This window comes from Spirosoma harenae (genome assembly GCF_054776975.1).
In genome coordinates, this window is record NZ_BAAHBD010000009.1 from 38,122 (window position 1) to 53,613 (window position 15,492).

Consider the following 15,492-nt stretch of genomic DNA (forward strand, 5'->3'; position numbering starts at 1 on the left):
AGGAAGGATCTTATCGTTTCATAACAATCAGCTAAGGACAATTTGAGATCCTTCCTGTCGTCAGGATGACAAAAAATGGCAATCAATTCTCCTATTTCAAAATCGGCTGAAGCACTTTCCAAACTGTATTCGCTACAATTTTATGGCCTTCGGGAGTAGGATGAATACCATCCGGTTGGTTTAGTTTAGGAATACCGCCGACCCCTTCGAGCAGAAAGGGAATTAAAACGGCTTTGTTTTTATCGGCCAGTTCTTTAAAGAGTTCACGAAACTCTTTTGTGTACGAAGTCCCCATGTTGGGTGGAATCTGCATACCGGCTAATACAATGGTTGCGTCCGGGCTTTTCTTCCGAACCGTATCCATAATGGACTGTAAATTCTGCCGAGTGGCCGATAACGGTAAACCACGGAGACCATCATTACCACCTAACTCAAGCACAAAAACCGCTACAGGCTGACGCATTACCCAGCTAATCCGGCTTTTACCACCAGCCGTAGTTTCGCCACTCAACCCCGCATTGACAATGCTATAATTCAAACCTGCCGAATCTATTTTTTGTCCGACCAAAGCCGGAAATGCCTGTGCTGGTTCGACGCCATATCCAGCAGTTAAGCTATTTCCGTAGAAAAGAACAAGTTGCTTTTTCGATGGAGTAGCTGCAGAAGCCGAATCTACATTCGTAGCATTTTGGCGCGTTTTATCGCCTGTTTTCGTATCAGATTGCCCACAATTCCAGACCGTTAAGCCCAACAACAGTCCGCTTATCACAGAATACGCTGTTTTTCTGATTGTTAAGAACTTCATTCGTTATATGTCGGTTTGCTTTACACAAGAGAACGCCAGAATTACACTGAATTATTCCTTCCTCCGCGTAAATCTCCGTTATCTCTTTGTTTAGAACAACCGTTTTGCTCCATGAGTATCCTGCACGTTGAAAATCTTACGAAAACTTATTCAAGTGGCGGTCGTGAACTGACTGTACTCCACGACGTTAATTTTACGCTTGAGCCAGGCGATACCTTTGCGATTGTTGGGCCGTCGGGTAGCGGCAAAACGACATTACTCGGCTTATGCGCCGGTTTAGATCGGGCGTCATCAGGAAGTGTTTACCTGAACGACATTCGGCTGGATACACTCAGCGAAGATCAACGAGCAGCCATTCGTAATCAATATGTCGGATTTATTTTTCAGAATTTTCAACTTCTGCCTGCCCTGACAGCGCTCGAAAATGTAATGGTGCCGCTCGAACTTCGCGGGGAAAAAGGAGCCGCTAAAACCGCTCAGGCACTATTGGATCGGGTTGGATTAGGTCAACGTGGTCATCACTATCCTACACAATTATCCGGCGGTGAGCAACAACGAGTTTCTTTGGCGCGAGCGTTTGCCAACCGACCTAAACTCCTCTTCGCCGATGAACCAACGGGCAACCTTGATGCCGATACCAGCGCTACCGTAGTAGACCTACTATTCGAACTCAACCGCGAAGCCGGAACCACACTCGTATTAGTCACGCACGACATGGAATTAGCCTCTCGTACGCAGCGAGTTATTCGAATTAAAGGAGGAACGGTGGTTAGTGATCGAATGACTGAATTGTTGAATGATTGAATAAACACACGCGCCAGCTATTCTATCATTCAATCATTCAACAATTAAAAATGGACTCTCCTCGCTTTCATACCACGCTCCTCCCCCGCCCTGGTTTCAACTGGCTTTTTCGAATGGCCTGGCGCGACAGTCGCCGGAGTCGTCAACGGTTATTACTATTCATGTCCGCTATTGTTCTGGGCATTGCCGCTTTAGTGGCCATCAATTCGTTTGGCGATAATCTTGCCCGAAGTATCGACGATCAATCGCGTGAACTGCTCGGGGCCGATCTTACGATTTCCTGGACACGTACACCACCCGCTAAAACGCAGAAACTACTAAAAACGATTGGGAAAGATCGAGCTTACGAGGTTTCGTTTCCATCTTTAGTATCCATACCTAAAACGGGCGGTGTCCGACTAGCGCAGGTGAAAGGATTGCAGGGCGCTTTCCCGTATTATGGCGTTTGGGAGGTTCAGCCGATGTCGGGCATACAAACATTCCGACAAGCGGCTAGCCGGGTTGCATTGGTCGATGATGCGCTCTTGGTTCAATTAGGCGCTCAACCCGGCGATTCGGTTCGAGTCGGCAATTTATCATTCCTGATTGCTGGTCGCATAACTAAAACACCGGGACAGGCTTCCGTCGCGGCTACGGCGGCACCTACTGTGTTTATTCCCGCCAAATTTCTGGAAAGTACCGGCTTGTTACAGCGCGGCAGTAGAATTGGTTATAAATATTACTATCAATTCGCCCCTGGCAGTGATGTTGAAAAATTCATCAAACCGCTTTCTGCGCAATTCGATAAGGAAGGCATCAATTATGATACCGTTGCCGGTCGCAAAAAACAAACCGGACGCGCTTTTGGCGATCTGACAAAGTTTCTGAGTTTAGTCGCGTTTGTGGCTTTGCTACTAGGGTGTGTAGGAGTCGCCAGCGCCGTTCAATTGTACGTAAAAGAGAAAATTTCTTCCGTTGCGATTCTTCGTACACTGGGAACAAGCGGGCGTCAGGCGTTTCTGATTTACCTGCTTCAAACCGCTTTGATGGGTTTGCTGGGTGCTATTATTGGTGCGCTGGTTGGCTCAGCCATTCAATTAATTCTTCCGCGTGTATTTGGCAATTTTCTTCCGATTACCGTCGAAACAACGTTGTCAGTATCGGCTATTTTGGGCGGTATTGGCACAGGGTTGCTTATTTCGGTATTATTCTCGCTGCTACCGTTGCTGGCGATTCGGAACGTCTCTCCACTGCGAGCCATTCGTAATTCTTATGAAGACGATTTAAGTGGCCGCGACCCACTACAATGGCTGGTCTACCTGCTCGTCGTTGGCTTTATTGTCGGATTTGCTTATTTACAAACGCAGAATCTGATGCTGGCACTCGGTTTTACGGGTGGTCTGACACTGGCTTTTGGTGTATTGACAGCCCTCGGGCTTGGCCTAATCTGGATCGTTCGTCGGTTTTTCCCTGTCTCCTGGAGTTACGTCTGGCGGCAAAGCCTGGCGAATCTTTATCGCCCCAACAATCAAACGCTTATTCTTGTAACGTCAATTGGTTTAGGCGCTTTCCTGATTGCAACGCTTTACTTATCGCAGGGCTTATTGCTCGGACAGGTTGAATTATCAGGCAGCGGCAAACAACCAAACATGGTTCTGTTCGATATTCAAAATGAGCAACTTCCGGGCGTAAAACAACTGGTAACAGCGCAGAAATTACCCGTTTTACAGCAAGTACCCGTTGTAACAATGCGCTTATCGGATATCAATGGCAAGACGAATGAAACCCGAAAAGACACATCCTTTAAAACACCGAAGTGGGCCTTTACCCGCGAATACCGGGTTACTTACCGCGATACGTTGATTTCATCGGAAAAGCTTATTTCAGGTAAAGCGCCTTATCAGGCCAACGGAGCAATTTACGTCTCTCTTGAAAAAGATTTCGCTGACCGTATGCATCTCAAATTGGGCGATACACTCAACTTTAATGTACAGGGAGCGCCTATTCAGACCATTCTGGGTGGAACGCGCGAAATTGAGTGGAATCGGGTACAGACTAATTTTCTGGTCGTATTTCCGGCGGGTGTGCTGGAACAGGCTCCGCAATTTCATGTGCTAATGACGCGTGTACCAAGCAATCAGGTCTCTGCTCAACTCCAACGCGGTTTAGTCAGTAATTTCCCGAATGTGTCGGCCATTGATCTGGGGCTAATCCTGAAAACGATTGATGAGATTTTAGAGCAAATCTCGTTCGTTATTCAATTTATGGCCTTGTTCAGTATTCTGACGGGACTTTTAGTATTAGCTAGTTCAGTGGTTATCAGCAAATACCAACGACTTCGCGAAAGTGTACTCCTGCGTACGTTAGGAGCTAGTCGTGAGCAGATTCTGAGCATTAAGGTTGTGGAATATGGTCTGCTAGGTTTGTTAGCCTCTCTGTCGGGCATTTTGCTCTCATTGGTCAGTACCTGGGCATTGGCGCAGTTTGTTTTTGAAGTTCCGTATCGCCCTAACGTCGTTCCTCTGGCCGTCGTTGCTTCCGTCGTTACGATTATGACAATTCTGATTGGCGTTTTCAACAGTCGCGAAGTACTGACAAGACCCCCATTAGATGTATTGCGAGCGGAAGGGTAAAAAAGAGAGCAACCAGCATTACTAAAACACATCGTATTTATTTTGCTGTCAATCATCCCTAAGCCATTCCTATGTTCGGCCTGTTAAAGCGAATCTTTTTATGGATCATTGTGCCATTAATAGCCGCACAAGGGCAGCCAACGGGACAACTAGCCGTTACCATTCTTGACGCTACTACCAACCAGCCTACGCCCGTTCGGGTGCGAATCACGCGTAATAATCAACCTGTGTCGCAGTTACCTACAGAAGCCATTGCGGTTATGTATGGTCTCTGGGATCACGAAGATGGCTACGGATTCCAGCCCGATAGTTCGTTTTACGTAGCGGGTCATTTTCGGCTATCGTTGCCCGCAGGCACTTATGAGTTATCCCTATCTAAAGGCACTGAGTTCCTCCGGCAAACGCACAAACTGACTATTACAGCAGGAAAAAAGACGCCAAGAACATTTCGTCTGATGCGCTGGATAAATATGGCAAGCCAAGGGTGGTATTCCACCGACGGCCATATTCATCTCCGGCGATCACCTCGCGATAACCCACTCATTTTAAGCTGGTTGAAAGCCGAAGATGTACACGTTGGGGCCTTGTTGCGTATGGGCGATTTTTGGGAAACCTACTATCCGCAATATGCATATGGTGAGAAAGGCGTTTACCAGCAGGGCGATTATATGGTAACCAGTGGACAGGAAGACCCACGCACTTCCGAGCTGGGCCATGTCTTTGCCATAGGAGCTGCCGATCGCGTTCGAAAAAGTAGTCGGTACTATTTCTTCGATGAGGTTTTTGATAAAATTCATCAGTTGGGTGGTATTACGGGTTACGCCCATCAGGCTGAAACGTTCCATGGCTATAGAGGCCTAACGCTTGATGGCTTGCGGGGCAAAGTGGACGCTTTCGAATTGCTTCAGTTTTGCGTAGATGCTCATCCGCTACATGCTCAGCATTACTATCATTTACTCGATCTGGGTATTCCTCTCATTGCCACTGCGGGGTCCGATTTTCCGTGGTGTGGGCAAGATCATGGTCATGGACCTGTCGAGCATTCCTCCCGGATTGGCAATGCCCGATTTTATGCCTATCTGGGTAATACAGGGCAAAAGCTTTCGCTATCAACCTGGCGCGATGCGGTTGCTGCCGGTCATACGTTTGTTTCCAGCGGTCCGATGCTCGACCTAAAAGTGGCAACTGCGATTCCCGGCGATCATCTTGATATAAAAAAAGGAGACTCAGTTTCTATTACTGTTGATGCTTATGGCCATGCCAATCAGGTACCGCTCGATACGCTGGAGCTAATCATTCATGGGAGAGTAATTGGGCGTGTGACGACACACGAACCGGGCCAATCGACGCAGCATTTATCCCTTCAGCTTACCTTACCTCACGTAGAAAAAGGTCAGTGGATTGCGGCCCGTTGTTCAGCAGGTCCAAATCAGGCGGCTCATACAACGCCGGTCTATCTAACTGTCGATGGTGGAGGCTTTTATAATCCAGAAACCGCCATGCAATATCTGGATTTGAGCGAACGCTATTTAACCGAAATCGAGCAACAATTCACCCCCAATCCAGATAAAATTGATCAGCAGGCCTGGAAGTATAAAGAGGGTTTACAAACCCGGATCGCTGAAACCCGACGGGTTATTAATGAACTAAGAAGGAAATTAAAGTAACCTTATTTCCACTGTGTAATATCAATCACATTGGGGCAGAAATCGTATTCGTCGGGTTGATTCGAGCCGATCAATAGGAGTTGATCTGGACGCAATTGTCGAATTTGCTCATGATACCAGTTGGTTCCCTGACGGTCGAGATTTGACGTAGGTTCATCCAGAATAACGACTGGCGAATCCGAGAAAAACGCCAGGCCTAGCTTCACACGCTGCTTCATCCCCGACGAATAATATTTGATTTCTTTATGCCGGGCATGACTTAACAATAGTCGATCAGCCATCATGGAAGCGGTCATTCCTTCCTTAAATGGCTTAAATGTCAGATGAAATTGCAGTAGTTCATCTAAGGTCAGTTCCTCCACTAATTCCAGGTAAGGAGCAGCAATACTCACCTGCCGAAACCAGTTATCGGGCTCTATCGTCGTTCCATCTAGCGAATAAGTCAGTTTGCCTTCTGTGATGGGTAAACTTCCCGCCAGCAGTTGCAGGAGCGTCGACTTACCACTCCCATTCGGGCCAACGAACGTAAAGCTAGTTCCGGCAGTCAGCGTTAGATCGACACGCCGAAAAATCCACTCTTTCCGGTATTTTTTACCTAACTGCTCAGCCGTTATTTTCATAGATAGTGACGCGTGATGAACGATAAGTGATGAGTAATAGATGAATTCAGCTGAAGTACTTATTACTTATTGTTCATCACCGCTCCAGCGGCCATAATTACTCTCGCTCACCCGTTGCCGACGGACCTCGCATAATACCCCGCTCTGAACTACGAATGAAGTTTATAATTTCGTCCCGCTCATCAGAAGCCGGAAGCTCCAATTCGATCTGCGTCAAGGCATCGGCATTATTAAGCCCCCGCAAATACACGTATCGGTAAATTTCCTGAATCTGATTGATCTGTTCATTGGTGTACCCACGGCGACGGATGCCAACTGAATTAATACCTGCGTAGGTCAACGGTTCGCGGGCCGCTTTCGAAAAAGGAGGAACATCTTTCCGCACCAACGATCCGCCCGAAATAAAGGCGTGCGCTCCGATACGAGTAAACTGAAGCACCGAACACGAACCACCGATAATAGCCCAGTCGCCCATGTGTACGTGGCCCGCCATCTGCACGTTGTTGGTGATGATACAATAATTACCGATACGGCAATCGTGCGCAACGTGGGCATAGGCCATAATCAGGCAGTTAGTACCAATTTCTGTTTTCCAGTGTTCCTCTGTTCCCCGGCTGATGGTTGCGTATTCACGAATCGTTGTATTATCGCCGATAAACGTTCGGGTGTATTCGTTATTAAATTTCAAATCCTGCGGAGTCGATGAAATAACCGCTCCTGGATAAATTTTGCAATTACGGCCAATTCGAGCACCTTCGTTAATGACAGCGTGCGAACCAATCCAGGACCCCTCACCAATTTCAACATCTTTATGAATGATGGCAAAGGGTTCAATCACTACATTCTGCGCAATTTTCGCTTCAGAGTGAATATATGCTAATGGTTGAATCATATTTTTTAAGTGATGAGTGATGACCGGGCCGCTGGAGCGGTGATAAACGATGAGTGTTTTGGCGTATTCATCACCCATCACTTATCATTTATCACTTCTTTTTGACCAGGCTGGCAATCATATCGGCTTCACATACCAGTTGGTTGGCTACGTAGCCCCGGCCCTGCATTTTGACAATGCCCCGTTTCATGGGAGAGGTAAACTCACATCGAAATATTACGGTATCACCAGGCAAAACGTTGCGACGGAATCGACAATTTTCAATACCTACTAAAAACGGCCAGTAATTTTCAGGATCAGGAACGGTACTCAACACCAGAATTCCGCCCGTTTGCGCCATCGCTTCGAGCTGCATGACACCCGGCATAACCGGATTGCCCGGAAAGTGCCCAGGGAAGAATGGCTCGTTCATGGTTACATTCTTGATACCCACCACACTATTCTCATCCAGCGCAATGATTTTATCAATCATCTGGAACGGGTAACGGTGGGGCAACAACTGCGATATCCGATTGATATCCAGCACTGCCGGTTGCATAGGGTCGTATTTCGGAACCTGATTAGCTGCGTTTTTCTGGATCAATTTCTTGATTTTTTTAGCAAACGCCACATTGGCCGCGTGACCTGGTCGGGCGGCCAGAATCTGCGCCTTAATTGGCCGACCAATAAGCGCTAAATCCCCAACTACGTCGAGGAGTTTATGGCGGGCCATTTCATTAGGATGGTGCAGTTTGAGGTTATTCAAAATGCCATCCTGCTTATTAACACTTACTTTGGGCTTATGCAGCAAATCTGCCAGGTAATCCAGTTCGCCGTCCTGCACATCGCGATCCACAATTACGATGGCATTGGTCAGGTCTCCCCCTTTAATCAGATTCTGCTTGTAGAGCATTTCCAATTCATGCAGAAACACGAACGTGCGGCTGCTGGCAATTTGCTCCGGAAACTGGCTAATATCGTTCAGATATGCATGTTGGCTGCTAATTACGCGAGAGTTGTAATCGACCATTACCGTTATGCGGTAATCGTCAAGTGGTAAAGCCGCCAGTTCGATATCCTTTTCAGCATTCCGATAATGAACGTATTCGCTCACTTCGAAATAATTCCGGGTCGCGTTCTGTTCTTCGATACCAGCATCGCGCAGGGCATCGATGAATTGAATCGATGAACCGTCCATAATTGGAGGTTCAGGGCCATCCAGTTGAATCAGAACATTGTCTAACTGCAAACCGACCAGCGCAGCCAATGTATGCTCGACGGTATGAATTCTTGCGCCACTCTGTTCGATGGTTGTTCCACGAGAAAGATCGACGACATTATCCACATCGGCGTCCACAATGGGTTGCCCAGGCAGATCAACGCGCTGGAATTTATAGCCGTGATTGGTCGGCGCGGGCAAAAACGTCATCGTGGCCTGAACGCCCGTATGAAGTCCTACGCCCGATACCGAAACGGCTTTCTGAATGGTCTGTTGTTTGGTATTCATTCTTTCGTCAATAGTCGGATGTCGATAGTCGCCAGTCAACGTTGTCTTTAGGTAATCTATCGACTGACAGTTATTGACTTACGACTCTTTTTCATTTTTCTTTTCCAGCTTCGTTACGCGTTGTTCCAGATCGGGTAAGCGACGGAAAACAGCTAACGAACGCATACTTTCTTTCAAGCCAAAAGCGGGCGAACTATTAATAGCGGTTCCTTCTTCCTCTACATTCTTTCCAACGCCCGATTGGGCACCCACTTTAGTCCCATTGGCAATAGTCAGGTGACCAGCAAAACCAACCTGTCCGGCAATAACACAATTATCCCCGATTTTAGTCGATCCCGATACACCCGATTGGCCAGCGATTACCGTGTTCCGACCAATTTCAACGTTATGGGCAATCTGAATCAAATTATCCAGCTTTGCCCCCTGTCGAATAATGGTCGATCCCATGGTCGCGCAGTCAATAGTCGTATTCGAGCCCACATTCACAAAATCTTCCAGGATCACGTTGCCGAGTTGCGGAATTGTTTTGTAGGTACCGTCGGGCTGGGGTGCAAAACCGAATCCTTCGCTACCGATCACTGCATTAGGATGAATTACGCAATGCCGGCCAATCACACAATTATCCAGTATTCGGACTCCGGGATGAACAATGGTATTATCACCGATCTGTACATTGTTTCCAACGTAGGCGTGTGGATGTATCTTCACATTATTCCCGATCTGGCAATTCCGACCGATATAGGAGAAGGCTCCCCGATACACCTGTTCCCCAATCTGACTCCCATCGCCAATGTACGATGGTTGTTCAACCCCCACCCGCGCAAAAATTAATTGCTTATGGTACTCTTCCAACAGGCGCGTAAAGGCAGAGTAGGAATTTTCAACAAAAATTAGTGCTGATAAAACAGGCTTTTTAGGCTCAAATGACCGATCTACAATCACCGCCGACGCCCGTGTGGTGTATAAATGCGGTTCATATTTTAGGTTCGACAGGAACGAAATATCGCCTGGTTTACCTTCTTCAATTTTCGCTAATCCAGTGATTGCCAATGAATCATTTCCGGCGACTTCGCCCCCCAGCAGTGTGGCAATCTGCTTGACTGTAAACTCCATATATGTATGACGGCCGTCGCAAAGCACCCAATATTGGCGGGCGATCAGGCCGCTAAGGTAACGAAGAAATTGCACTTTTCTGCAATGGGTCGATTAAGAGGAGCCTAGAAAATGGGCTAAACAAGGCGAGACGATGGCACCAACAAAGGGTTATGCCACTTTCTACTTTCTAAATTGTATTAGCCATTAACTCAGGTTTCTGGCCCAGCAGACATAATAACGACGTACAATATTGGTTAGCACCTGAATATTCGACAAATCCGAAGCATCTGCAATGTCGATCACCTGGCCCGTTTTAAGTTTTATCGCGATTCGATCTCCCGATGGCAAATAAGCCGCGTTAGTCGCCTGTCCTTCCACCAGAAAATAGGAAAGCCAGTCCTCCGGCATCCCCGTCTGGCGCATCTGTTTTTCGAGTTCGGTTAATAACTCCCCGGCAAACGGCTCAGTCGATAACATAATCTTAAATAGATTCCGATCCAGCAACATCTGGCAAAGTTTCGCCAACACCGGATCAGTATGGGTAGCCCCTTGTTTGATACAAGCCCACACATCGAAATCATCTAATTGTGTGAAAGCATCCAGATAGTTACGATCCGTCTGAAAATTAGTCATGGATACACTTTCGCACAGAAATAGGCGAAACGCAGCTGATGCCACAAGGGATTCTGCACCGCCTTGCCGACTCAGGAATCGCGCCCGGCGCAAAATCTGAATCAACATCGACTCGCAACAAATGGATGTTTTATGCAGATAGACCTGCCAATACATCAGTCGTCGGGCATTGAGGAAATTTTCTACGCTCAGAATACCTTTCGCTTCGACGACCAACTGATCATCGACCAGATCGAGCATTTTTATGATGCGCTCCGCTCCGATAGCCCCTTCTGCCACACCCGTATAATACCCATCGCGGTTGAGGTAATCCATCCGATCCATATCGAGCTGACTCGACACAAGCTGATGAAAAAAAGGCCTTTCGTAGGTCCCTTCGAACATTCGAATTGCCAGCGATAAGGCACCGCCAAACTGTTGGTTGAGTTCATGCATGAGCATGAGTGAAATCTGCTCATGATGTACGTTCTCTAACAAACAACACTCCAGCACATGCGAAAACGGACCGTGGCCAATGTCGTGCAATAAAATCGCAATCTGGGCTGCTTCACATTCATCGCTACTGATCGAATGGCCTTTACTTTGAAGGGTTGCCATTGCCTGACCCATCAAATGCATGGCACCCAGGGCGTGATGGAAACGCGTATGTAAGGCTCCTGGATACACGTACTCCGATAAGCCTAACTGTTTAATTCGTCGAAGTCGCTGGAAGTAAGGGTGCTCAACTAAATCGAAAAGGAGTTCGCTCGGAATCGTAATAAAACCGTAAACGGGGTCGTTGAGAATTTTCTTTTTGTTAGGCGCTGGCATTAGGCAAATATACCGGACAAGAACACAGGATTACAGGTATATTCTCCGAAAATCGGGCCAATACTATTCATTCTCTCAAAAAATCTGTAAATTTGCTCCGCTGAATTGAACTATCAATCAGCAACGGGCTTGTAACTCAGTTGGTTAGAGTAACTGACTCATAATCAGTAAGTCCTTGGTTCGAGCCCAAGCTGGCCCACGTTGATAATGAAGCACTTACACGTAAAACTGTAGGTGCTTTTTTGTTTGGTTTACATGCTGGTTTACACAACTCCTTCAGAACCGTTTTTCCCTATACGCACCTCCTACCTCTAAGCAATGCGGTAAATACCGCTAAACACAGGGCAATGGCGGGCTAATTTCTGGCTGGTAATGGTAAAGGCCCTATATAGAAGTTTACCACCTTGCCACCCAAAAATGATAACTTTTATCGATATTTAAGCGGATTACCTTACACACTAAAAAAGCTGGGTATGCATGCCTATTGCCACTAGTGATAGGTTTGTTTAGCTTTCAATAACCGTACGTACAAGAGCCTAATGGATCGACTGATTACTCAAGCTGTCTTTGTCGCCGATGATGACGAAGACGACCGTTTTTTATTACAACTGGCCTTTGAGCAACATAGTCCAGAGTGCCAACTAATCTTTGTCGAAGATGGAATGGCGTTACTGGAAACACTTGAAGTGACATCAGTAAAACCCTGTTTGATTATTTTAGATTTGAACATGCCTCGCTTAAATGGGTTTGATGCGCTAGTCGCCTTGCGAGCTAATCCATCTTATGAACACACTCCGGTCGTCATTTTAACGACTACGGACTCCGCTGACTACATTCATCAGGCAGAGGCTTTAGGTGCTAATGACTTTATCACTAAGCCACTAAATTTAAAATTATTAGGCCAACTGGTTCTGCAGTTGCGGCATCATTGGCACCTTGACGCCTGTTTATAGGACCCTTTGCCTTTATAAATAAGAATCAGGTAATGGCGTATTGACGGTTCCAGCAACACTCTGGAAGGTGATAGTGGTATTACCAGTAGGCTCGAATGATGTGAACCGGATCAATCGGTACGCCGAATCAACGCTTAGACGCGGGTTATTGCGGTCTGGATGGGTAATACGAATGCTGTAGGTGAGCAGTCGTGGGGAAATTACAGGGTGAGCGTGGATGAAGTGGAAAAGCAGACGGGGTGCGACTTGCTGTCGAATGTGCCGGAGAGTGTGCAGAAGGTGGTTGAGAGTAGGATTGATCAGGTGGCCTTATAACTCCCTATGGACGGCCAGCTGTACATAGTGACTGATTAAGGGTAATACTCGCTTCACCTCAAGAATATACTGTTCAACCAGTGGCATGATTAACTCAGGCTCTTTCTGGGCTCTCACTAGCGATTCGATCTCCAGAATTAAGCGAGTAGCCTCGCTCAACCCCAGCATTTTAGTATGCACTTGCTGGGTGTGAAGGATTCGTTTGATTTCGGCTATATCCTGCTGATTGAGCGCCAGCTGGAGTTGGTCTAGACCCAGGGGCGTTTCCTCCAGGTAAATCTCCAATAGTTCAAGGGCCAATTCCTGATCGTTGCCAACCGCCATTAGTAACGGCTCAACCAAAAAGTTGCGGGCAGCTGAATTAACTAGTTCGTCTTGGGATGAAGGAGGGCTAGTCGGTGCGTCGGTGCCTACGTATTTTCGCAGTAAGGCCTGGAGCTCGTGAAGCTGGAACGGCTTAGGCAGAAAATCATTCATGCCGACTTTAAGACACTCCTCCTGCTCACTAGGCAGGGCATGGGCGGTCATGGCAATTATAGGAATCGTGCTTTTCAACGTCATTCGGATCTGACGTGTCGTTTCATAGCCATCCATAACGGGCATTTGAAGATCCATTAAAATGATATCAAAGGTGTTCTGTTTCAGTAAATCCAGCGCTTTCTGACCATCTCCCGCCACTTGGGCCCGGTAGCCTAATCGCTTTAGCACCTGAAGGGCTAGTTTTTGATTCATTAGATTATCCTCAACCACCAAAATATGAATATCCTCTCTGATGGCTGTCGTTGGCGATAGCTGATTGGGATTGAGGCTGATTTGTTCTTTAGCAATTACGTAGGGTATCTCAACGGTAAATCGGGAGCCTTCCCCTGGCGTACTGCTTACAGTAACCGAACCACCCTGCAGCTCGGTCAGGGCTTTGACAATGCTAAGACCTAGACCGGTGCCTCCGTAATAGCGAGTGGTAAAGTCTTCAGCTTGCTGGAAGCGGTTAAAGATGGTGGGTAAGACTGTCGCGGCAATCCCAATCCCCGTATCCTGCACGCTGAATCGGGCCAGTACCGATTCAGCACCTGCTTCTGCTCCCTGGTCAACTTGCAAGGTGATCCGCCCCTGCTTGGTAAACTTGATGGCATTGTTGAGTAGGTTGAGTAAAATTTGGGTGAGCCGGGTTGGGTCACCCAATAAAACGGAAGGCAGGGTTGGATCGACATGGACAGTCAGTTGTAGGCCCTTATCCTGAGCCGTCGTTTGACACATCGCCCGGATAGAGCTGGTGAGCATGGGGATGCTGAACGGAATTGATTCAAGTTTGATCATCCCTGCTTCCAGCTTCGAGATGTCCAGAATATCATTGACAATTGTCAGTAAGTTCTTTCCTGCCGATCGGATCAAGCCAATAAACTCTTTCTGATCCTGATCCAGAAGGGTACTCTCCAGTAATTCAGAAAAGCCCAGCATGGCATTCAGGGGTGTGCGTATCTCATGACTCATGTTGGCTAAGAAGTCTTGTTTGATCTTGGCGGCTTTTTCCGCTAGTTGCCTGGCCTCCTGTAACCGCTGCTGGGATTGAACCCGATCACTAATGTCGATGCTCGACGTAATGACATATTGCAATTGACCCTCTGGATTGTAAACGGGTGAGGCTGTGCTAAGCAGTTGAATTGACTTGCCATTGACTCGAAGCTCCAGGTCATCGGCCTGGGCGGCTTTCCCCTGCAGCGCCTGGTACGTCGGCCGCTGCTCGAGAGGATACGGCTGCCCGTCCGGAAAGCGAACGAGTTGACTCGACGCGGCCATCTCCGTATAGTGACCAGACTCGGTAAGGCTATGCAGTAAGTCCGTGGCCGCCTGATTGGCGTAATAGAACTGGCCATCGGCCTGGACGATGACAACCGAAACCGGCACAGCATCCAGTAACTTTTGGGTTTGTTGTTCGCTTTCCGTCAGTTTCTGATTAAGCTGGTTACTTTTTTGTAAGGATTGGTAGAGTACATAGATCGCCCACAGGATCATTCCTAGAGCCGCAATAGCCCCCACCAGGTTACTCAGTAGGGCATAGGAAGCCGATCGTTTACTTTGGGCAACCCGGGTCTGGAGTAAAATATTTTCGTAGCTCTCGGTTGCTTTGAGCACCTGCTCGAAGTGGCGACTGATGCTTAAGGAATAGGCAATCGAATCCAGGCGAGCCTTACCTTGCTCAACCCCTCCGTCTTTAAACAAGGAACGACTCCGGACCAGTTTCGCCTGAAAAAGGGTATCCAGGGCCTGTAGCCGTTTTGTTTGAATTGGGTTATCGCTGGTCAGGTCTCTTACAGCCCTGAGCTGCTGACTCATTTCACGGCTAGTTCGCTCAAAATCCGATTTAAAATAGAGATTGCTGCTGAGTGAATACCCGCGTAAATCATTATCCATGGTCGTCAATAGGGCGAGCATGCGTTGGGTTTTGTTGAGCACCTGATACGTATGCACGACCCAGTTATTCATGCCAATCAATCGATAGATCGTCTGACGGGCGTTGAGGCCGATCAGTATGGTTATAAGCAATCCCAGGGCGACCATTAGGGTAGTGCGTCGATTCCGGTTCATAGAAGGGTAAATCAGAGGAATGGATTAAGTTTACGGTAGCCGGCAAGCCAGGTAAGCCTTGGCTAATCGAACCGGTTGGCTATTGATCGTTTTTTACAGCTAAACGTAGACAGAATCGTAACGTAGTAAAGTTAACCTTTGTTGGTAAATAATAACTTATTTGGTCTTTTACTTAAATATTACATAAATCAATAAATAAAAATAGTTCTGTTTC

General features: G+C 47.4%; 11 protein-coding genes and 1 tRNA gene. 5 read left to right on the forward strand and 7 right to left on the reverse strand.

The features are described 5' to 3' along the window. Positions 1 to 91: 91 nt before the first annotated feature. Complete coding sequence (locus tag ACYVE4_RS13055; protein ID WP_461040450.1) at positions 92 to 805, reverse strand: arylesterase; 714 nt, start codon at positions 803 to 805, stop codon at positions 92 to 94. 111 nt (positions 806 to 916) lie between these two features. On the opposite strand from ACYVE4_RS13055, the gene ACYVE4_RS13060 reads away from it, so the two are divergent. From ACYVE4_RS13060 to ACYVE4_RS13070, 3 genes are all read left to right on the forward strand, one after another. Then, a complete protein-coding gene (locus tag ACYVE4_RS13060) occupies positions 917 to 1,609 on the forward strand; it encodes an ABC transporter ATP-binding protein (RefSeq protein ID WP_461040452.1) in 693 nt (230 codons plus the stop codon). Positions 1,610 to 1,722: 113 nt separating this feature from the next. Beyond that, entirely contained in the window at positions 1,723 to 4,221 is a 2,499-nt protein-coding gene (locus ACYVE4_RS13065; protein ID WP_461040700.1) for an ABC transporter permease, read from the forward strand. A 71-nt stretch (positions 4,222 to 4,292) separates the two neighbouring features. Continuing rightward, positions 4,293 to 5,888 carry a CehA/McbA family metallohydrolase gene (locus ACYVE4_RS13070; RefSeq protein ID WP_461040454.1) on the forward strand — a complete coding sequence of 532 codons (1,596 nt, stop codon included), beginning with the start codon at positions 4,293 to 4,295 and terminating at the stop codon, positions 5,886 to 5,888. A gap of 2 nt (positions 5,889 to 5,890) precedes the next feature. Here ACYVE4_RS13070 and ACYVE4_RS13075 read toward each other — a convergent pair whose 3' ends face one another. The 5 genes from ACYVE4_RS13075 to ACYVE4_RS13095 form a co-directional block, all read right to left on the reverse strand. After that, positions 5,891 to 6,508, reverse strand: coding sequence for an ABC transporter ATP-binding protein (locus ACYVE4_RS13075; protein ID WP_461040456.1), 618 nt, complete (start codon positions 6,506 to 6,508; stop codon positions 5,891 to 5,893). 97 nt (positions 6,509 to 6,605) lie between these two features. Then, complete coding sequence (lpxA, locus tag ACYVE4_RS13080; protein ID WP_461040457.1) at positions 6,606 to 7,400, reverse strand: acyl-ACP--UDP-N-acetylglucosamine O-acyltransferase; 795 nt, start codon at positions 7,398 to 7,400, stop codon at positions 6,606 to 6,608. 91 nt (positions 7,401 to 7,491) lie between these two features. Further along, positions 7,492 to 8,886 carry a bifunctional UDP-3-O-[3-hydroxymyristoyl] N-acetylglucosamine deacetylase/3-hydroxyacyl-ACP dehydratase gene (locus ACYVE4_RS13085; protein WP_461040458.1) on the reverse strand — a complete coding sequence of 465 codons (1,395 nt, stop codon included), beginning with the start codon at positions 8,884 to 8,886 and terminating at the stop codon, positions 7,492 to 7,494. Positions 8,887 to 8,964: 78 nt separating this feature from the next. Beyond that, complete coding sequence (gene lpxD, locus ACYVE4_RS13090) at positions 8,965 to 9,999, reverse strand: UDP-3-O-(3-hydroxymyristoyl)glucosamine N-acyltransferase (protein ID WP_461040702.1); 1,035 nt, start codon at positions 9,997 to 9,999, stop codon at positions 8,965 to 8,967. Positions 10,000 to 10,185: 186 nt separating this feature from the next. Then, positions 10,186 to 11,424 (reverse strand): HD domain-containing protein, encoded by a 1,239-nt coding sequence (locus ACYVE4_RS13095; protein WP_461040460.1) that lies wholly within the window; start codon positions 11,422 to 11,424, stop codon positions 10,186 to 10,188. 125 nt (positions 11,425 to 11,549) lie between these two features. On the opposite strand from ACYVE4_RS13095, the gene ACYVE4_RS13100 reads away from it, so the two are divergent. Then, positions 11,550 to 11,623 (forward strand) — tRNA-Ile (locus tag ACYVE4_RS13100). A gap of 340 nt (positions 11,624 to 11,963) precedes the next feature. Next, entirely contained in the window at positions 11,964 to 12,377 is a 414-nt protein-coding gene (locus ACYVE4_RS13105) for a response regulator (protein ID WP_461040461.1), read from the forward strand. Positions 12,378 to 12,686: 309 nt separating this feature from the next. On the opposite strand, the gene ACYVE4_RS13110 is transcribed toward ACYVE4_RS13105, so the two are convergent. Further along, a complete protein-coding gene (locus ACYVE4_RS13110; protein WP_461040462.1) occupies positions 12,687 to 15,278 on the reverse strand; it encodes a response regulator in 2,592 nt (863 codons plus the stop codon). Positions 15,279 to 15,492: the final 214 nt, after the last annotated feature.